This window comes from Variovorax sp. P1_G12 (assembly GCF_056405555.1).
Map to the genome: position 1 here is coordinate 225,045 of NZ_JBFUBW010000002.1, position 17,351 is coordinate 242,395.

15 protein-coding genes are annotated in these 17,351 nt (G+C 65.7%); 5 read left to right on the forward strand and 10 right to left on the reverse strand.

Annotated features, from left to right (window positions below):
• Positions 1-5: 5 nt before the first annotated feature.
• The 8 genes from AC1D2O_RS03205 to AC1D2O_RS03240 all read right to left on the reverse strand — a co-directional run bounded on the left by AC1D2O_RS03205 (position 6) and on the right by AC1D2O_RS03240 (position 10,232).
• Entirely contained in the window at positions 6-1,745 is a 1,740-nt protein-coding gene (locus tag AC1D2O_RS03205; protein WP_478156155.1) for an IlvD/Edd family dehydratase, read from the reverse strand.
• Positions 1,746-1,779: 34 nt separating this feature from the next.
• The gene (gene yjfF / locus AC1D2O_RS03210; RefSeq protein ID WP_478156156.1) at positions 1,780-2,805 is read right to left on the reverse strand and encodes a galactofuranose ABC transporter, permease protein YjfF; all 1,026 of its coding nucleotides are present in this window, start codon (positions 2,803-2,805) and stop codon (positions 1,780-1,782) included.
• Positions 2,802-3,836, reverse strand: a complete 1,035-nt coding sequence (locus tag AC1D2O_RS03215) for an ABC transporter permease (protein WP_478085498.1) — start codon at positions 3,834-3,836, stop codon at positions 2,802-2,804. Before AC1D2O_RS03215 ends, yjfF begins: the two co-directional genes overlap by 4 nt.
• Before the next feature lie 66 nt (positions 3,837-3,902).
• Positions 3,903-5,426, reverse strand: a complete 1,524-nt coding sequence (locus tag AC1D2O_RS03220; protein ID WP_478085500.1) for a sugar ABC transporter ATP-binding protein — start codon at positions 5,424-5,426, stop codon at positions 3,903-3,905.
• A 2-nt stretch (positions 5,427-5,428) separates the two neighbouring features.
• Positions 5,429-6,640 (reverse strand): multiple monosaccharide ABC transporter permease, encoded by a 1,212-nt coding sequence (gene mmsB, locus AC1D2O_RS03225; RefSeq protein ID WP_478085502.1) that lies wholly within the window; start codon positions 6,638-6,640, stop codon positions 5,429-5,431.
• Entirely contained in the window at positions 6,627-8,153 is a 1,527-nt protein-coding gene (gene mmsA / locus AC1D2O_RS03230) for a multiple monosaccharide ABC transporter ATP-binding protein (protein WP_478085508.1), read from the reverse strand. Before mmsA ends, mmsB begins: the two co-directional genes overlap by 14 nt.
• A gap of 26 nt (positions 8,154-8,179) precedes the next feature.
• Positions 8,180-9,250 carry a multiple monosaccharide ABC transporter substrate-binding protein gene (chvE, locus tag AC1D2O_RS03235; protein WP_478156158.1) on the reverse strand — a complete coding sequence of 357 codons (1,071 nt, stop codon included), beginning with the start codon at positions 9,248-9,250 and terminating at the stop codon, positions 8,180-8,182.
• 16 nt (positions 9,251-9,266) lie between these two features.
• Entirely contained in the window at positions 9,267-10,232 is a 966-nt protein-coding gene (locus AC1D2O_RS03240) for an ABC transporter substrate-binding protein (RefSeq protein WP_478085505.1), read from the reverse strand.
• Between the two features lie 162 nt (positions 10,233-10,394).
• On the opposite strand from AC1D2O_RS03240, the gene AC1D2O_RS03245 reads away from it, so the two are divergent.
• Positions 10,395-11,399 carry a LysR family transcriptional regulator gene (locus AC1D2O_RS03245; protein WP_478093425.1) on the forward strand — a complete coding sequence of 335 codons (1,005 nt, stop codon included), beginning with the start codon at positions 10,395-10,397 and terminating at the stop codon, positions 11,397-11,399.
• Here AC1D2O_RS03245 and AC1D2O_RS03250 read toward each other — a convergent pair.
• Complete coding sequence (locus tag AC1D2O_RS03250; RefSeq protein WP_478093417.1) at positions 11,374-12,189, reverse strand: SDR family NAD(P)-dependent oxidoreductase; 816 nt, start codon at positions 12,187-12,189, stop codon at positions 11,374-11,376. The two genes, AC1D2O_RS03245 and AC1D2O_RS03250, sit on opposite strands and share 26 nt — an antisense overlap.
• Positions 12,190-12,308: 119 nt before the next feature.
• Between AC1D2O_RS03250 and AC1D2O_RS03255 the strand changes: the two genes are divergently transcribed.
• Positions 12,309-13,235, forward strand: coding sequence for an SMP-30/gluconolactonase/LRE family protein (locus tag AC1D2O_RS03255; protein WP_478093419.1), 927 nt, complete (start codon positions 12,309-12,311; stop codon positions 13,233-13,235).
• A gap of 34 nt (positions 13,236-13,269) precedes the next feature.
• Here AC1D2O_RS03255 and AC1D2O_RS03260 read toward each other — a convergent pair whose 3' ends face one another.
• On the reverse strand, positions 13,270-14,328 hold the full coding sequence (locus AC1D2O_RS03260) for an aldose epimerase family protein (protein WP_478093427.1): 1,059 nt from the start codon (positions 14,326-14,328) through the stop codon (positions 13,270-13,272).
• 261 nt (positions 14,329-14,589) lie between these two features.
• Here AC1D2O_RS03260 and AC1D2O_RS03265 point away from each other — a divergent pair, with 261 nt between their 5' ends.
• From AC1D2O_RS03265 to AC1D2O_RS03275, 3 genes are all read left to right on the forward strand, one after another.
• Positions 14,590-14,715, forward strand: a complete 126-nt coding sequence (locus AC1D2O_RS03265) for a YegP family protein (RefSeq protein WP_478093421.1) — start codon at positions 14,590-14,592, stop codon at positions 14,713-14,715.
• Positions 14,716-15,012: 297 nt separating this feature from the next.
• Positions 15,013-15,789, forward strand: a complete 777-nt coding sequence (locus AC1D2O_RS03270) for a FadR/GntR family transcriptional regulator (RefSeq protein ID WP_478156160.1) — start codon at positions 15,013-15,015, stop codon at positions 15,787-15,789.
• Positions 15,790-15,903: 114 nt separating this feature from the next.
• Complete coding sequence (locus AC1D2O_RS03275; protein ID WP_478156162.1) at positions 15,904-17,313, forward strand: amidase family protein; 1,410 nt, start codon at positions 15,904-15,906, stop codon at positions 17,311-17,313.
• Positions 17,314-17,351 lie beyond the last annotated feature (38 nt).

Here is a 17,351-nt window from a genome sequence, read left to right on the forward strand (position 1 = left end):
ATGCCTCAGTGCGAATGGCGATCCACGCCAGCGCCGCGGCAGCCGACGAGGAAGTCGAAGTCGCAGCCCTCGTCGGCCTGCAGCACGTGGTCGACGTACAGCCGCTTGTAGCCGCCGTTGGCCGGCGGCATCGGCAGCTTGACGCGGTCGCGCAGGCGTTCGGCGAGTTCGTCGTCGCTGATGTCGAGGTGGAGCCGCCCGCCGGCACAGTCGAGCTCGATCCAGTCGCCGTCGCGCACCGCCGCCAGCGAGCCGCCGTCGGCCGCCTCGGGCGCCACGTGAAGCACTACGGTGCCGTAGGCGGTGCCGCTCATGCGGGCGTCGGAGATGCGCACCATGTCTTTGATGCCCTGGCGCAGCAACTTGGGCGGCAAGCCCATGTTGCCTACCTCGGCCATGCCGGGGTAGCCTTTGGGGCCGCAGTTTTTCATCACCAGCACCGAGTCGGCATCGACGTCCAGGTCCTCGTCGACGATGCGTGCCTTGTAGTGCTCGAAGTCCTCGAACACCACCGCCCGGCCGCGGTGCTGTAGCAGCGCCGGCGTGGCGGCCGAGGGCTTGAGCACCGCGCCGCGCGGCGACAGGTTGCCGCGCAGGATGCAGATGCCGCCGTCGGCGATGAGCGGGTTGTCGAGCGGGCGGATCACCTCGTCGTTGTAGCTGGGCGCTTCGCGCACGTTGTCCCAGAGCGAGCGGCCGTTCACCGTCAATGCATCCGGATGCGGCAGCAGGCCGTTCTCGCCGAGCCGGCGCAGCACGGCGGGCAGACCGCCGGCGTAGTAGAACTCCTCCATCAGGAACCGACCCGAGGGCATCAAGTCGACGATCGTCGGCGTGCCGCGGCCGATGCGCGTCCAGTCCTCCAGTTCGAGCCCCACGCCGATGCGGCCGGCGATCGCCTTCAAGTGGATCACCGCGTTGGTCGAGCCGCCGATCGCCGCATTCACGCGGATCGCGTTCTCGAAGGCCTCGCGCGTGAGGATCTTCGAGAGCGTAAGGCCCTCCTTCGCCATCTCGACGATGCGCATGCCCGACATCTGCGCGAGCACGTAGCGCCGCGCGTCGACCGCCGGAATGGCCGCGTTGTGCGGCAGCGAGGTGCCGAGCGCCTCGGCCATGCAGGCCATGGTGGAGGCCGTGCCCATGGTGTTGCAGGTGCCAGCCGAGCGCGACATGCCGCCTTCGGCCGAGAGGAAATGGTGCAAGTCGATCTCCCCGGCCTTCAGCGACTCGTGCAGTTGCCACACGGAGGTGCCCGAGCCGATGTTCTTGCCTTCGAGCTTGCCGTTGAGCATCGGCCCGCCTGTCACGACGATGGCCGGGACGTCGCAGCTGGCTGCGCCCATCAGCAGCGCGGGAGTGGTCTTATCGCAGCCGGTGAGCAATACGACGGCATCGATCGGGTTGCCGCGGATGGCCTCTTCCACGTCCATGCTCGCCAGGTTGCGCGTGAGCATGGCGGTGGGCCGCAGGTTCGATTCGCCATTGGAGAACACCGGGAACTCGACCGGAAGGCCGCCGGCCTCCGAGATGCCGCGTTTCACGTGTTCCGCGATCTTGCGGAAGTGAGCGTTGCAGGGCGTGAGCTCCGACCAGGTGTTGCAGATACCGATGACCGGGCGACCGTCGAACTCGTGGTCGGGAATGCCCTGGTTCTTCATCCAGCTGCGGTACATGAAGCCGTTCTTGTCGGCAGAGCCGAACCATTCGGTCGAGCGCAGTTTCTTCTTGCGGGTGTCTGGCATGGGTGTCCTTGACGGCGGGGTGAGGTGGGAAGGGTCAGCGCGTCGGGGTGCGCGCGTTGAAGAAGCGTTGCAGCAGGCAGAAGACGAAGAGCAACGCGCCGACCACGATGCGCGTCCACCAGGAGCTCAACGAGCCGTCGAAGGAGATCAGCGTCTGGATGATGCCGAGCATCAGCACACCGAACAGCGTGCCGGCCACGTAGCCAACGCCGCCGGTGAGCAGCGTGCCGCCGATCACCACCGCGGCGATGGCGTCGAGTTCCAGGCCGACCGCGTGCAGGCCGTAGCCCGAGAGCATGTAGAAGGTGAAAATCACGCCGGCCAGCGCCGAGCAGAAGCCCGACAGCGTGTAGACGCCGATCAGCGTGCGGCGCACCGGCAGGCCCATCAGCACTGCCGAATGTTCGCTGCCGCCGACGGCATAGACGGCGCGTCCGAAGGGCGTGCAGTGCGCGACAAACACGGCGACGAGCACCACGGCGATGGCGATCACTGCGCTGATCGACAGCGAGGCCTCGCCCCAGACCGGGATGCGGATCTGCGACACCTCCGAATAGAACGCGTTGGTGATGCTGATCGAGTCGATGCTGATCAGGTAGCAGAGGCCGCGCGCCAGGAACATGCCGGCCAGCGTCACAATGAACGGCTGCAGCCGGAAGCGCTCGATCACCAGGCCCATGAAGGCACCGAACAGCGTGCCCATCACCAGCACCAGCGGGATCACCACGGCCGGACTCCAGCCATGCTTTTCGACCAGCGAGGCCGAGACCATGGTGGTGAGGGCGATCACCGAGCCGACCGAGAGATCGATGCCGCCCGAGAGGATCACGAAGGTCATGCCGACCGCGACCACGATCAGGAAGGCGTTGTCGATCAGCAGGTTCAGGAAGACCTGCGCGGAGAAGAAGCCGTCGTAGGCTATCGAGCCCAGCGTGGCCATCAGCACGAAGAGCGAGATGGTGGCCGTGAGCGGCAGGTATTTGGGATTGAGCTTCATTCTCCCTCTCCCTCTCGCGGGAGAGGGCTGGGGTGAGGGTGTGACTTCAATCACCGCGCTCATGAACGCACCTCCCCGAGTGCCCGCCGCTGAGCCCAGACACGCACCGTCGCCCGGAACTCCGGCGACTGCAGCAGCATCACCAGGAACACCACCACGGCCTTCACCACCAGATTGATCTCGGGCGGTACGCCGAGCGAATAGATCGCATAGGTCAGCGTCTGGATGATCAGCGCGCCGATCACGCTGCCGACCAGGCTGAAGCGCCCGCCGGTGAGCGCGGTGCCGCCGAGCGTGACGGCGAGGATCGCGTCGAGCTCCAGCAGTTGGCCCGCGTTGTTGCCGTCGGCGCTTTTCACGTTGGAGCTGATCAGCAGCCCGGCGATGCCCGCGCACAGCCCGCAAAATACATAGGCACCGACCACCAGCCGGCGCGACTGCACGCCCGCCACGCGCGCCGCCGTGGGGTTGATGCCGATCGCCTGGATGAACAGGCCGAGCGCCGTGCGCGTGATCGCCAGGTAGAGCAGCGCGAACACGCCGGCCACGATGAACAGCGAGAACGGCAGGCCGAGCAGGGAGCCGCTGCCGAGGAAGAAGTAGGGCTTGTAGTAGACGGTGATGATCTGCCCGTTGGTGATGAGCTGGGCGATGCCGCGGCCGGCCACCATCAAAATCAGCGTGGCGATGATCGGCTGCATGCCCACGCGCGCCACCAGCAGCCCGTTCCAGAGGCCGCAGGCCAGGGCGATGGTCAGAGCCGCGAGGATGGCCAGCGGCAGCGGGAAGCGGCTCGCATCACCCGACACCGCTCCGCCGATCATCCAGGCCGCGGTGGCCGCGGCGATGGCGACCACGGCGCCGACCGAGATGTCAATGCCGCGCGTGGCGATCACCAGCGTCATGCCCAGCGACACCAGCACCAGCGGTGCGGCGCGGTTCAATATGTCGATCAGGCTGCCGTAGAGATGGCCGTCGCGCCATTCGATGTGCAGAAAGCTGGGGTTGAAGGTGGTATTGAGGGCCAGCAGGAGCAGCAGCGTGATGATCGGCCAGGCGAGGCGATGGCTTGTGAGGGTCGAAAGGCGCTTCATGTCAGCACGGCCCCGTTCTCTGTGCGGGAGACGCCGCGGAACCGGTGCGCGAAGCTTGGGGGAGAGTCATGTTGTCGCAGCAATCAATTCGTAGACCTCGTCTTCGGTGCTGCCACCCGGCAGCTCGCCCACCTTCTTCCGGTCGCGCAGCACCACGATGCGATGCGCTACACGCACCACTTCGCTCATCTCCGACGAGATGAAGATCACCGCCATGCCCGCCTGGGCCAGCCGCAAGATCTGCTCCATGATTTCCTGCTTCGCCGCCACGTCGATGCCGCGCGTGGGCTCGTCGAGGATCAGGAGGCGCGGCTCGGTGGCGAGCCAGCGCGCGATCATGGCCTTTTGCTGGTTGCCGCCGGAGAGCAGGCCGATCGGCGTCTCAATGCTTGCGGTCTTGATGCCCAGCGCCGCGACGAAGCGCTCGGCCAGCGCTGTCTGTTCGGCATGCGACAGGAAGCGTTTCGTGCCCAGACGCGCCTGCAGCGCGAGCGCGATGTTCTCGCGCACCGACAGCTCGGCCACGATCCCGTCGGTCTTGCGCTCTTCGGGACACAGCGCGAGGCCGCGGCGGATCGCATCGGCCGGGTCGGCGAAGCTCACGGCCTGCCCGTCGATGCGCAGCACGCCGCGGTCCGGCGTCTCCATGCCGAAGAGCAGGCGCGCGAGTTCAGTCCGGCCGGCGCCGAGCAGGCCGGCCAGGCCGACGATCTCGCCCGCGCGCACCCGCAGGTCCAGCGGCTGCAGCTGGCCGGCCTGCGCCAAGCCCTCGGTCTGCAGCAGCGCGGCGGCCGTGTCGTCGAAGGCCGGCGGCACGGCGGGCCGAGCCGACTGCGCCGCGAGTTCGCGTCCCAGCATCGCGGCGATCAGGGCCTGCGGCTCGAGTTCGCTCGCGCGCCATTCGCCGACCCACTGGCCGTTGCGCAGCACGGTGATGCGGTCCGACACCGCGTAGACCTGGTTCAGGAAGTGCGTGACGAAGACGATGGCCAGGCCTTCGGCGCGCAGCCGGCGCAGCACCTCGAACAGCTTGTTCACTTCTTCATCGTCCAGGCTGGAGGTCGGCTCGTCGAGGATCAGCACCTTGGCCGACACGCCCAGCGCGCGCGCGATCGCGACCAGCTGCTGCACCGCCACCGGGTAGCTGGAGAGCAGCCGCGTGACGTCGATGTCCAGACCGATGCGCGTGAGCAGTTCACCGGCCTGGCGGTTCACCGCGGCCCAATCGATGCGGTAGCCCTGCGCCAGGCCGCAGCGTAGGTAACGTCCGGCGAACACGTTCTCCGCCACCGAGAGGTTGGGGCAGAGGTTGACCTCCTGGTAGACCGTGCTGATGCCGAGCTGCTGCGCCGCCAGCGGCGTGCCGGGGCGGATCGCCTGGCCGTCCAGCCGCATCTCGCCGCCGCTGGAGCCAAGGACGCCGGTCAGCACCTTGATCAGCGTCGACTTGCCCGCGCCGTTCTGGCCCATCAGCGCATGGATCTCGCCGGGGTAGAGCCGCAACTGCACGTCGCGCAGCACCGGGATGCCTGTGAAGGACTTGTGGATGCCCGCGAGTTCCAGCACGGGCTTGGCGGCGACCGGGTCCATCGTCACTTGTTCTTGTTGTAGACGTCGATGAACACCGCGGCTAGCAGCACCAGGCCTTTGATCACCTGCTGGTAGTCGATGCCGATGCCGAGGATCGACATGCCGTTGTTCATCACGCCCATGATGAAGGCGCCGATCACCGCGCCCATCACCTTGCCGACGCCGCCCGAGGCCGAGGCGCCGCCTATGAAGCAGGCCGCAATCACGTCGAGCTCGAAGCCCAGGCCGGCCTTGGGCGTGGCAGTGTTGAGCCGTGCAGCGAATACCAGGCCCGCCAGCGCCGCGAGCGCGCCCATGTTCACGAACGTGAGAAACGCGAGCCGTTGTGTCTTCACGCCCGACAGCCGCGCCGCCTTCTCGTTGCCGCCCAGCGCGTAGATGCGCCGGCCGATGGTCGTGCGGTTGGTGACGAAGTCGTACATCACGATCAGCGCCGCCATCACGATCAGCACGTTGGGCAGCCCCTTGTAGGTCGACAGCAGGTAGCTGAAGAAAAGAATGATGGCCGCGAAGAACAGGTTCTTCACCAGGAAGAAAGCGTAGGGCTCCTGCTCCATGCCGTGCGCCTTCAGCTTGGCGCGCCCGCGCAGCTTGAAGAACACCAGTGCCACGGCGGCCAGCGCGCCGACGACCAGCGATGTGGTGTGCAGGGTTTCACCGCCCAGCGGATCGGGAATGAAGCCGGAACTTAGCCGCTGGAACTCCACCGGGAACGGCCCGACCGATTGGCCTACCAGCAGCGCCAGCGTGAGTCCCTTGAACACCAGCATGCCCGCGAGCGTGACGATGAACGACGGGATCTTGCGAAACGCCACGAACCAGCCCTGCGCCGCACCGATCGCCGCACCGGTCAGGATGCTCACGATGGCAGTGGGTACGAAGTGCCACTCGTACTCCACCATCAGCACCGCCGCCAGTGCGCCGATAAAGCCGCACACCGAGCCCACCGACAGGTCGATGTGCCCCGCCACGATCACCAGCAGCATGCCCAGCGCCATGATGACCACGTAGCTGTTCTGCAGTAGAAGGTTGGTGAGGTTCAATGGGCGTAGCAATGTGCCGTCGGTCAGCACCTGGAACAGCACCATGATCGCGACCAGCGAGATCAGCATGCCGTACTCACGCAGGTTGTTCTTCAGGAAGCCGGCATGCAGCTTCGGCGCATTGGCCAGGGGAACGGCGGACATCACTGCGTCGACGTCAGGCTGCGACATGAACCGAACTCCCCGCGCTCACGATGGCGTGCATGATGCGTTCCTGCGAGGCCTCGGCCGCCCCGAATTCGGCGACGAAGCGCCCCTCGTTCATCACGTAGATGCGGTCGCACATGCCGAGCAGTTCCGGCAGTTCCGAAGAGATCATCAGAATGCCTTTGCCCTCGCTCGCGAGCCGGTCGATGATGGTGTAGATCTCGTACTTGGCACCGACGTCGATGCCGCGCGTGGGCTCGTCGAGGATCAGCAGTTCGGGTTGGGTGAAGAGCCACTTGCTCAGTACCACCTTCTGCTGGTTGCCGCCCGACAGATTGACCACCGGTTGCTCGACGCCCGAGCAGCGGATGTTGAGCGCCTTGCGGTAGTCGTTGGCGATACTGAATTCGCGACCGGTGTCGATCACCAATTTGTCGGCCACAGCGGTCAGGTTGGCCAAGCTGATGTTCTTGCGGATGTCTTCCTCGAGCACCAGCCCCAGTCCCTTGCGGTCTTCGGTGACGTACGCGATGCCGTGGTCGATGGCCTTGCGCACCGTGCCCACGTCCACTGGTTGGCCGTGCATGAACACCGAGCCGCTGATGCGCTGGCCGTAGGACTTGCCGAACACGCTCATCGCGAACTCTGTGCGCCCCGCGCCCATGAGGCCGGCGATGCCGACGATCTCGCCGCGGCGCACGTTCAGGTTCACGCCCTTGATCATCTCGCGCTCGGCATGCAGCGCATGGTGCACGTACCAGCCGCGCACCTCGAACACGGTCTCGCCGATGACTGGATGACGCTGTGGATAACGGTGTTCCATGTCGCGGCCGACCATGCCGCGGATGATGCGATCCTCGCTGATCGGCTGCGTTCGGCAGTCCATGGTCTCGACGGTCTCGCCGTCGCGCAGGACGGTGATGGCGTCGGCCACCTTGGCGATCTCGTTGAGCTTGTGCGAGATCAGGATCGACGCGATGCCCTGACGCTTGAGTTCGAGCAGCAACATCAGCAGCGCATCGCTGTCGCGTTCGTTGAGGCTGGCGGTCGGCTCGTCAAGGATCAGAAGCTTCACGTGCTTGGACAGCGCCTTGGCGATTTCCACCAGCTGCTGCTTGCCGACGCCGAGGTCGGTCACCAGCGTGGTGGGCGTCTCGTTCAGGCCGACCTTGGCCAGCAGCTCGCGCGTCTTCGCATACGAGGCGAACCAGTCGATCACGCCACCTCGCACGATCTCGTTGCCGAGGAAGATGTTCTCGGTGATCGAGAGCAGCGGCACCAGTGCGAGCTCCTGATGGATGATGATGATGCCCAGCTTCTCGCTGTCGGCGATGCCGCGGAAGCGTCGCAGCTCGCCCTCGAAGTGGATCTCGCCCTCGTAGCTGTCGCAGGGATAGACGCCGCTGAGCACCTTCATCAGCGTCGACTTGCCCGCGCCGTTCTCGCCGACCACCGCATGGATCTCGCCCGCGCGCACGGCCAGCCGGACATTGCTCAGCGCCTTCACGCCGGGAAATGTCTTGGTGATGCCGCGCATCTCCAAAATGATGTCCGCGACCTGATTCACTTGACCTGGCTTTCCTTGTAGTAGCCGCTGTCGACCAACGTCTGCTTCCAGTTGCCGAGGTCGACGCTCACCGGCTTGAGCAGGTAGGAGGGCACGACCTTCACGCCGTTGTTGTAGGTCTTGGTGTCGTTCACCTCGGGCGTCTTGCCGGCCAGCATGGCGTCGACCATCGCCACCGTGACCTTGGCCAGCTCGCGCGTGTCCTTGAACACCGTGGCCGTCTGCTCCTTCTTCAGGATCGACTTGACCGACTGCACCTCGGCGTCCTGCCCGGTCACCACCGGCATCGGCAGCTTCGGCGTGCCGTAGCCCACGCCCTTGAGCGAGGAGATGATGCCGATCGAAAGGCCGTCGTAAGGCGACAGCACCGCGTCGACATGGTCCTTGGTGTAGTAGGCCGACAGCAGATTGTCCATGCGGGCCTGCGCCACCGCGCCGTCCCAGCGCAACGTCGAGACCTTGTCCATGCCCATCTGCTTGCTGCGCACCACCAGCTTGCCGCTGTCGATGTAGGGCTTGAGCACCGACATCGCGCCGTTGTAGAAGAAGAAGGCGTTGTTGTCGTCCGGCGAGCCGCCGAAGAGTTCGATGTTGAACGGACCCTTGCCGGCCTTCAGGTCGAGCGCCTTCTCGATGTAGCTGGCCTGCAGCACGCCGACCTGGAAGTTGTCAAAGGTGGCGTAGTAGTCGACGTTCTTCGAGCCCTTGATCAGCCGGTCGTAGGCGATGACCTTCACACCCTTGTCGGCCGCTTTCTGCAGCACGTCGGACAGCGTGGTGCCGTCGATGGCCGCGATCACCAGCACCTTCGAGCCCTTGGTCACCATGTTCTCGATCTGCGCGAGCTGGTTCGGGATGTCGTCGTCGGCGTACTGCAGGTCAGTCTTGTAGCCCTTTTCCTGGAAGTACTTGACCATGTTGGCGCCGTCGGCGATCCAGCGGGCGGAAGACTTGGTAGGCATCGAGATGGCGATCGGGCCCTTGTCCTGGGCCTGGGCAAGCTGGGCGATGGCCAGAACGCCGGTGACGGCAAGGGCGAGCAGGGTGCGGAGGAAGTTGCGCTTCATGGTGGGGCTCCTGGGCTCAGTACTTGCGCTTCGGGAACTCGGCCGCGGCCACTTCCATCGGAAAGATCGACTCCTCCGTCACGATGCGTTTGGGCATCGGCTTGTTGGCCTTGATGTCCTTCACCGCGCTCATGAGCTGCGGGCCGAGCAGCGGGCTGCATTCGACGGTGACGTTGAGCTTGCCGGCCATCATGGCCTCGAATGCGCCCTTGACGCCGTCGATCGAGATGATGGTGATGTCTTTGGCCGGCTTGAGTCCGGCCTCTTCGATGGCCTGGATTGCGCCGATCGCCATGTCGTCGTTGTGCGCGAACAGAACGTTGATCTTCTTGCCCTCGGCCTTGAGGAAGGCTTCCATCACCTCCTTGCCCTTGGCACGCGTGAAGTCGCCGGTCTGGGATCGAACGATCTTGAATTTCGGATCGGCCTTGATGATTTCTTCGAAGCCCTTCTTGCGGTCGATGGCCGGCGCCGAGCCCACCGTGCCCTGCAACTCGACGATGTTCACGTCGCCCTTTTGGTCTTTCATCTTGTCGACCAGCCAGCGTCCGGCCTTGCGGCCTTCCTCGACGAAGTCCGAGCCCATGAAGGTCACGTAGAGCGTGTCGTCCTTGGTATCGACTGCGCGGTCGGTCAGCACCACCGGAATCTGGGCGGCCTTGGCTTCGCGCAGCACCGTCTCCCAGCCCGACTCGACCACCGGCGAAAACGCGATCACGTCGACCTTCTGAGCGATGTAGGAGCGGATGGCCTTGATCTGGTTTTCCTGCTTCTGCTGGGCATCGGAGAACTTGAGTTCGATGCCGGCGTCCTTCGCGGCTGACTTGATCGACTCGGTGTTGGCGGTGCGCCATTCGCTCTCGGCGCCGACCTGGGCGAAACCGAGGACGAATTTCTTCTGCGCCAGCACGCGGGCGGGCAGCAGGCCCGCAAGCGTTGCAGCCGCCAGGGCACCGGTGAGGGCGCGACGTTGGATGGTCATGGGAGTCTCCTTTTGTTGTCGATGAAAGCGTTGACTTGCTGCCCTTTGGAGGGCCGCTGTAGTGAGGTCTCTAACCGGCCGCCAGTCTAGAAATGATTTTGATATCAATCCAATCATCTTTTGAATAAAATAGATATCGATAGCCGAATTCTGGAAAACCCCATGACCACCTCCATCCACTGGTTTCTTCGTGCGCGACTCAAGACCCGGCAACTGCTGCTGCTGGTCACGCTGGCGGAAGAAGGGAACATCCACCGGGCCGCGCAGGTGCTCAACATGACGCAGCCGGCTGCCTCCAAGTTGCTCAAGGATCTCGAGGACGTGCTGGAAGTGCCGCTGTTCGAGCGGCTGCCGCGCGGCATGCGTCCGACCTGGTACGGCGAGACCATGATCCGGCACGCGCGCATCGCACTGGGCAGCCTGAATCAGGCGCACGAGGAATTGCAGGCCTTGAAGGCCGGAAGCTTTGGCCAGGTGTGCGTGGGCGCGATCACCTCACCAGGCCTCGCGTTGCTGCCGCCTGCGGTGGCAGCAGTCAAGCGGGAGCAGCCAAATCTGCGTGTGTCGCTCGAAATCGAAACAAGCCCGGTGCTTCTCGAGCGGCTGGAACAGGGCAAGCTCGACATTCTTGTAGCGCGCCTGTTCGAAGAGCACGACAAGTCACGTTTGCGCTACGAGGCCCTGACTCAGGAACTGGTCTGTGCCGTCGTGCGGCCAGGCCATCCCCTGCTGGGCACTGCGGACCTCGCGCTGCCGGATGTGGTCGACGCCAGCTGGATCGTGCCGCCAGCGGGCAGCGTGCTGCGCCACCGCTTCGAGCTGATGTTCCAGGAGGACGGTTTGGCGCCGCCCGTCAACACCGTCGAGACCGCAGCGCTACTGTTCCTCACCAGCATGCTGCAGCGAAGCGACATGATCGCGGTGCTCGCGGCCGACGTCGCCCGCTACTACGCTGCACACGGCATCGTGGCCTTGCTGCCGCTGGAGATGCCCTGCCATATGGACAATTTCGGGATCATCACGCGCACCGACCGCCTGCTGTCGCCTGCGGCGAAGGTGATGATGAAGGCGCTCAAGGTGGCCAGCCTGTCGGTCTACAACCGCAAGCTGGACCTCGCGGACTCAGCGCCCGCCCGGGCGCTCAGATCCAGCCCGCGTCCACCGTGAACTCCTGCGCCGTGCACATGGCCGCATCGTCCGATGCGAGGAACAGCACCATGCGCGCGATGTCTTCCGGCATGAGCTTGTCCGGCAGGCACTGGTTGCGCTGGAGCGCCTTCTCTCCCTCCTCGTCGAGCCAGAGCCGCACTTGGCGCTCGGTCATCACCCATCCCGGCGACACCGTGTTGATGCGGATGCGATCGCGGCCCAGGTCGACCGCGAGCCCCCGCGTCAGGCCGTTTACCGACGACTTGGCGATCGCATAGCAGGGATAGCCCGCGCCCTTGCCCTGCCAGCCCGTCGAGCCCAGGTTGATCACCGACCCGCGGCCGAGGCGCTTCATGCCCGGCACCACCGCCTGGATCGCAAACAGTGCGGGCCGCTCGTTGATCGCCATGCGCTCGTCGTAGTAGCTCGGCGTGATCGATTCCAATGTATGGCGGTCGTCGCTCGCCACGTTGTTCACCAGTACCGAGAAGTCGCCCAGCGCGGCCGCCGCGTCGGCGATGGCGACCTGCAGCGCGTCGATGTCCCGCACGTCGCAGCGGCGCCACCAGGGCGCTGGGTGCCCGTCGCCGGCGATGCGTTGCGCCAGCGCGCGGCTCGCCTCTTCGGCGATGTCGATGAATGCGACCCGCGCACCCTGCGCAGCAAAGGCCGACACCATGGCCGCCCCGATGCCGCTGCCGCCGCCGGTCACAAAGACCGTACGACCATGCAAGCTGGGGAAGTGGGCGTTTTTGGAAAGAGGGGAAGGGTTGGTGCTCAAGGAGGTCTCCACGTCGAATCTTGTCATTGCAAAAGAGATATCAAATAATTAGATATTTTCTATTTCTCATATCAATATGCCCTGATACGATCCGGCGCGTCAAGGCCCCCGGACTCTCCGTGGCGCCGCATTCGACGGAGTCGTCCATGACCGCACCCGCTGCCCCTGCCTCGATCCCGCCGCGCGCACTCGGCGCGCCCGAATGCGTCTGGTCCGCCGGCGCCACGCTCGGCGAGGGCGCGCTGTGGTCGCCCCGTGAGCAGGCGCTCTACTGGGTCGACATCCTGGCGCATCGGCTGCACCGCTGGCACCCCGCAGAAGGCCTGCGCCGGAGCTGGCAGTTCGAAGAGGCCGTCTCGGCGCTCGCCGAACGCGCAGACGCGCCCGGGCTGCTGGTCACGCTGCACCGCGGCTTCGCGCTCTTCGATCCCGCAGGGCCCGCGCAGGCGCCGCACTACCTCCATCAGCCGGAGCCGGACCGGCCCGGCAACCGCTTCAACGACGGTAAGTGCGACGCCCAGGGGCGCTTCTGGGGCGGCACGATGGATTTCGCCTGCGAGTCACCGACCGGTGCGCTCTACCGCCTCGACTCGGACGGCCGCTGCACCCGCCACGACCATGGCTTTGCCGTGACCAACGGACCGACCTGGTCGGCCGATGGCCACACGCTCTACTTCAACGACACCGTGCGTGGCCGCGTGCTGGCCTACGACTTCGACCCTGCCGCGGGCACGCTCTCCCAGCGCCGCGAGTGGATTCGCTTCGGGCCTGGCGACGGCCTGCCGGACGGCATGACGACCGATGCCGCCGGCCGCCTCTGGATCGCGCACTGGGGCGGCGCCTGCGTAAGCTGCCACGACCCGTCGAGCGGTGACGAACTCTGCCGCATCGCGTTGCCGACCTCGCACATCACGAACTGCGCCTTCGGCGGCTACGACTTCCAGACGCTGTTCATCACCAGCGCCTGCAGCGGGCTGAGTGCGGATCGGCGCGCGGCCGAGCCGCTGGCGGGCGGGCTGTTCGCGGTACGGATCGACAGCCCCGGCCTGCCCGCGCACCGCTTCGGCGGCTAAAAAGCCTGGAACGACGGCGCCCGGGCGGGCCGCCTCAGCGCACGCTGAAGCGGTGCACCGTCGAACTGCGGAACAGTTCGCCCGGCCGCAGCACGATCGACGGAAACTCCGGCCGATTCGGCGAATCCGGGAAATGCTGGGTCTCCAGGCAGAGTGCGTCGCCCTGACGCACCACTTCGCCCGAGCGCCCGACCAGGGTGCCGTCGAGGAAGTTGCCCGAGTAGAACTGCACGCCGGGCTCGGTCGAGAAGACTTCCATCACGCGGCCAGAGCCCTCGTGCTCGAGCCGGGCCGCCAGCGCCAGACCGTCGGCAGGGCGATCGAGCACCCAGTTGTGGTCGTAGCCGCGGGCGCGCACGAGCTGGGGGTGCGGCATACGGATGCGCTCGCTGATGCGCGTGGGCGTGCGAAAGTCGAACGGCGTGCCTGCAACCTCGGCGACGCCGGTCGGAATCAGCATGGCATCGACCGGCGTATAGCGCGAGGCTGGCAACGTCAGCACATGGTCGAGCGCCGAGCCGTGACCCGCGAGGTTGAAGTAGTCGTGGTGGCTCAGGTTCAGCACCGTGGCACGGTCGGTGCGGGCGCTGTAGTCGATGCGCCAGCATTCGGCGTCGAGCGTGTAGCGCACCTCCACGTCCAGCCGACCCGGGTAACCTTCCTCACCATCGTCGCTCGTGTAGCGCAAGGTGAGCGCGGTCTCGCCCGGCACGCCGGTATCGAGCGGAGAGATGGCCCACCAGCGCGCGCCGAAACCAGCAATGCCGCCGTGCAAGGTGTTCGGCCCGTCGTTGAGCGGCAACTGGAACTCTTCGCCATCGAGCGTGAACCGGCCGTTCGCGATCCGGTTGGCGCAGCGCCCCACGATGGTACCGAAGTGGGGGTTGCGCGCGATGTAGTCGTCCAGCGTGGGCAAGCCCAGGACCACGTTCGCGCTGGCACCGCTGCGATCGGGCACTTCCAGGGATGTGACGATCCCTCCCAGGTTAATGGCGCTCAGACGCAGCCCGGAGCCGTTGTCGAGCGTGTATTCGGTGACGGGATGACCGTCAGGCAACGCGCCGAGCAGGTTCGTGTCGAAGGTGGTTGGCATGGTTAACTGAGAGGCCTGACGCTGCGCGCCGACCCTTCTTTGGCCGAAGAGGACGGCTGACACGAGCCCGCAGCAAGAACGGTTTTGAATTCACTGCCGGCCCGGAACCAACGAGGGTTCGTGAGATGGTAGCCCGAGCAGGACCGGTTCACCGACGGGCACTTTCTGAGGTGGCTTCCGGTCGGCGGCCATCCGGCTAGGCAATCAACTTCGACAGATTTGCCAGCACATTTCGACCTAAGCGCAGCGGCGCGCAGTTCAATGTTCAACCTCAAAGGCGGCAATGGCGAAACCGTTCTGACCAGCGAGCGCTACACGACCAAACAGAGCGTCCGATTTCAGCTGGCAGGACATGCACCTTCACAGAGTTCGCGGCGGCCAGTGTGACCACTGGGCGCGAAAAGAAATGCCACATCGCATCGCATCGCATCGCATCGCATCGCATCGCAGCATGGTGCGTCCTCGACGGATTGCTACAGCAAAGCTCCTCTCCGGCGCGGTCGCGACGTGTCACAAGGTCACACGCACTTTGATAGGTGCTCGGGTGGGTGAAGGCAGTACCAGACGCCAATGGATGGCGTCCTCCGCCGGCGGCAGCCTCCCCTGCTTGCGTTCATGCGGTCAAACCCGCTTGACAGGATTTCACGAATTGATGATATTTATGATCATAAACACCAAACGCACATGCCACCCCAACCCAAGCCTCCCCTGCCGCGCGCCAAGCGCGTCAAACGCTCCGACCAAGTGGTCCACGGCATCAAGCGCTGGATCGTCCAGACGCAGCAACAGGTGGGCAGCAGGCTGCCCCAAGAGAAAGAGCTGATCGAACAGATGGGCGTTTCGCGAGGCACAGTGCGCGAAGCGCTGGCCGCGCTGCAGGTGCAGGGGCTGGTGGCCCTCAGCACCGGACCGAACGGCGGCGCCACGCTCACGCAGACCTCCTACGAACAGTGCCTGGAGGCGGTGTCCAACTTCCTCTACTTCCAGCCCGTCGACATCACCATGCTGTACGCGTTGCGCCGCGTGGTCGAGCCCGAATTGGCCGCCAACGTGGCCACGCGCCTGAGCGAGGCCGACCTGGCCGAGCTCGAGGCCCTGATCGGCCACAGCCACCCGGCGCATGGCGGCAGCGAAGACTGGAACGAGCGCCGCGAGGCCGACCTGCGATTCCATGACCGGCTGATCGACGCCTGCAGCAGCCCCTTTCTGGGACTCGTCTGCCGCCTGCTCAACGACGTCATCCGGCGAGTGATCATCGTGCGCCATGCGCTTCCGGAGTTCGACCGCTTCGACGAGGAAATCCTGCACAGCCACACCGACTTGCTGGATGCACTGCGCGCCCGCGACGCCTCGCGGGCGCGCGAGATCATGCGGCTGCACATGGAGCATGCCGAAGCGCTGGCCCTCGAAGCCGAGTCCCGGGTCGACCGCGGCAGTCTGCTGATGAACCCGAGCGGCTAGGCGCGATCGCGGCGCGGATCACCCGCTGCCGCCGCCTCACTTCCAACACCTTCCTTCACCCCGGTCGAGCCGGGGTGCCGGGTTTCCTTTGCCTGAATTTTCTGGAGTCCCTACATGAATCAGCAACAAGCGCTGTGGCAACTGAGTGCCGTCGATATTGCCGCTGCCGTGCGTCGGCGCGACCTGTCCTGTCGCGAAGTGACGACCAGCGTGCTGGCGCGCATCGAGCAACTCAACCCGCAGATCAACGCCCTGGCCGAAGTGCTGGCCGATGAAGCGCTGGCCAGCGCCGATGCCGCCGACCGGCTCACGCTGCGTGGCGATGAACTGGGCCCGCTGCACGGCGTGCCGGTCAGCATCAAGATCAATGTGGACCAGGCCCACCATGCGACCACCAACGGCGCGATCCCGCTGCGCGAGCACATCGCACGCGAGGATGCGCCGCTGGTGGCGCACTGGCGCAACGCCGGTGCCATCGTCGTCGGGCGCAGCAACACGGCCACCTACTCGTCGCGCTGGTTCACCGACAACGGCCTTCATGGGCGCACGCTGAATCCCTGGGATGCGGCCATCTCGCCCGGCGGCTCCAGCGGCGGCGCCGCTGCCGCAGTGGCCAGCGGCATGGGCGCATTGGCGCACGGCAACGACATCGGCGGCTCCATCCGCTACCCGGCCTATGCCTGCGGTGTGCTCGGCCTGCGCCCCACGATCGGCCGAGTGCCGGCCTACAACCCGAGTGCAACCGCCGAGCGCGGCATCACGCCACAGCTGATGTCGGTACAAGGGCCGCTGGCGCGCAACCTCGCCGACCTGCGCCTGGGTTATGAGGCGATGGCACGCCACGACCCTCGCGACCCCAACTGGGTGCCGGTGCCGCTCGAGCTGCCGCGGCCTGCGGGTCCGATTCGCGTGGCGCTCTTCAGAAGTTCCCCCGGCTTCCCCGTGGACCCGGCCGTGACCCAGGCACTGAACGACGCCGCACGCTGGCTGCAGCAAGCGGGCTATGACGTGCAGGAAGCCGAATTGCCCTTCTTCGCCGAAGCCGCCGCCTTGTGGCGCACGCTGACGGTCGACGACAGTCGCCGCAACATCATCGCCGGCGTTGAAGACCACGGCGACGAGATCATGCAGCGAAGTCAACGCAACCTGCTGGCCGGCATGGCCGAAACCGATCGCGACGGCTTTCTGGATGCACTGGCGCGGCGCCAGGCGCTGGTTCGCAGCTGGTCCGTCTTTCTGCAATCCCATCCGCTGGTGCTGATGCCGGTGTCATGGCAACGCCCGTGCCCGCAAGACGAAGACGCCGGCACGCTGGAACAGGCGCGCGCGTTGATCGACGCCCAGAGTCCGCTGCTGGCGACCGCCGCGCTGGGCCTGCCAGGCCTCTCGGTGCCCACCGGGATGGCAGGTGGCGTGCCCATCGGCGTGCAACTGCTGGCTTGGCGCTTTCGCGAGGATCTGCTGCTGGACGCGGGCCAGGTCCTGGAAGAGGCAGCGCAGTTCACCCCATTCACCGCCCGGTGATTCCCTCTCCGTCTCCATCACTTCAACCAGGAGTTTTC

Bases quoted from the DNA above. Each gene is read 5' to 3' on its own strand.
- AC1D2O_RS03205 (WP_478156155.1), bottom strand. From the start codon at position 1,745: ATGCCAGACACCCGCAAGAAGAAACTGCGCTCGACCGAATGGTTCGGC.
- AC1D2O_RS03260 (WP_478093427.1), bottom strand. From the start codon at position 14,328: ATGCCAACCACCTTCGACACGAACCTGCTCGGCGCGTTGCCTGACGGT.
- mmsA (WP_478085508.1), bottom strand. From the start codon at position 8,153: ATGCGCGGCATCACCAAGACATTTCCCGGCGTGAAGGCGCTGAGCAAT.
- AC1D2O_RS03245 (WP_478093425.1), top strand. From the start codon at position 10,395: ATGACCACCTCCATCCACTGGTTTCTTCGTGCGCGACTCAAGACCCGG.
- AC1D2O_RS03220 (WP_478085500.1), bottom strand. From the start codon at position 5,426: ATGGACCCGGTCGCCGCCAAGCCCGTGCTGGAACTCGCGGGCATCCAC.
- AC1D2O_RS03215 (WP_478085498.1), bottom strand. From the start codon at position 3,836: ATGAAGCGCCTTTCGACCCTCACAAGCCATCGCCTCGCCTGGCCGATC.
- chvE (WP_478156158.1), bottom strand. From the start codon at position 9,250: ATGAAGCGCAACTTCCTCCGCACCCTGCTCGCCCTTGCCGTCACCGGC.
- AC1D2O_RS03240 (WP_478085505.1), bottom strand. From the start codon at position 10,232: ATGACCATCCAACGTCGCGCCCTCACCGGTGCCCTGGCGGCTGCAACG.
- yjfF (WP_478156156.1), bottom strand. From the start codon at position 2,805: ATGAGCGCGGTGATTGAAGTCACACCCTCACCCCAGCCCTCTCCCGCG.
- AC1D2O_RS03250 (WP_478093417.1), bottom strand. From the start codon at position 12,189: ATGACAAGATTCGACGTGGAGACCTCCTTGAGCACCAACCCTTCCCCT.
- AC1D2O_RS03270 (WP_478156160.1), top strand. From the start codon at position 15,013: ATGCCACCCCAACCCAAGCCTCCCCTGCCGCGCGCCAAGCGCGTCAAA.
- AC1D2O_RS03255 (WP_478093419.1), top strand. From the start codon at position 12,309: ATGACCGCACCCGCTGCCCCTGCCTCGATCCCGCCGCGCGCACTCGGC.
- mmsB (WP_478085502.1), bottom strand. From the start codon at position 6,640: ATGTCGCAGCCTGACGTCGACGCAGTGATGTCCGCCGTTCCCCTGGCC.
- AC1D2O_RS03265 (WP_478093421.1), top strand. From the start codon at position 14,590: ATGTTCAACCTCAAAGGCGGCAATGGCGAAACCGTTCTGACCAGCGAG.
- AC1D2O_RS03275 (WP_478156162.1), top strand. From the start codon at position 15,904: ATGAATCAGCAACAAGCGCTGTGGCAACTGAGTGCCGTCGATATTGCC.